The sequence below is a fragment of the Oleiphilus sp. HI0128 genome (assembly GCF_001635365.1).
In genome coordinates this window covers 1-864 of record NZ_LWGG01000008.1, presented here as the reverse complement: position 1 = coordinate 864, position 864 = coordinate 1, and the positions used below count along the sequence as shown (strand labels likewise).

Below are 864 nucleotides of genomic sequence, written 5' to 3'. Positions count from 1 at the left end.
AAAAGAGAATAATAAGGATCTACAATGAAAGTTTTGGTGATCGGTGCTAATGGCGATATTGGTGCTAATGTCTTACGAGGGCTGTCAATCTAAGATAACAACTAAAAGCAGCTTTAGGCAGCTTTTAGTTGTTATCTTAGCCTCGAAAGTAAACTTCGATCAGGTGATAGCCAAATTTTGACTTTACTGGACCGTGAACGGTCTTTAATGCTTTTTTGAAAATTACTTGTTCAACGGGCTTAACTAAGTCACCAGGCCGAATTTCGCCTAAGTCGCCACCATTCTTTTTGCTAGGGCAGCTAGAGTGCTTGCGCGCCAGTTTTGCAAAGTCACCCCCTTTAGCCAAGGCTTGTTTTATCGTGTTGGCAGTTTGCTCATCTTTTACAAGAATATGACGCGCCATCGCAGTTTTCATTAGCAAAGTCTCTAATTATCTCGGCTTTTTAGTTTAACTTGCATGCCCTTATTATTCGAGAGCGTAATGAGAGGTTGAGGGTCAAACACATTGTTTTCATCTAATTCGACTTCGAATCTTCTCATAATTGTTGCAAGTATTATTTTCGCTTCCATCATCGCAAATGATTGCACAATGCAAAATCGTGGCCCCGAGCCAAAAGGTATATAAACATGCTTTGGTATGTTTTTCTCGTTTTCTGGTGAAAAACGCTCTGGATCGAAGCGGTTCGGGTTTTCAAAATAACGTGGGTTTAAGTGGTTCGCATAAGGTGATAGGAAGATAACTTTATCTTTGGGAATATGATATGAGCCTATGTCAATGTCGTCATTGGCTTGTCGGTTGTTTAGCGTCCAGACTGGCGGTAACAAGCGCATTGATTCCTTAATGACCATATCAGTATAGTTAAG

2 protein-coding genes are annotated in these 864 nt (G+C 40.5%); both read right to left on the bottom strand.

Features of this window, described 5'->3' with window-relative positions; all coding sequences use genetic code 11:
* Positions 1–136: 136 nt before the first annotated feature.
* Entirely contained in the window at positions 137–415 is a 279-nt protein-coding gene (locus A3763_RS00165) for a peptidylprolyl isomerase (RefSeq protein ID WP_068508461.1), read from the bottom strand.
* Between the two features lie 11 nt (positions 416–426).
* On the bottom strand, positions 427–864 hold a 438-nt coding region (locus tag A3763_RS00160; protein ID WP_156494771.1), incomplete at its 5' end, for a cytochrome P450.

What these genes read in the sequence shown, in the direction of transcription:
- A3763_RS00165 (WP_068508461.1), bottom strand. Translation starts at nt 415, where the DNA reads ATGAAAACTGCGATGGCGCGTCATATTCTTGTAAAAGATGAGCAAACT.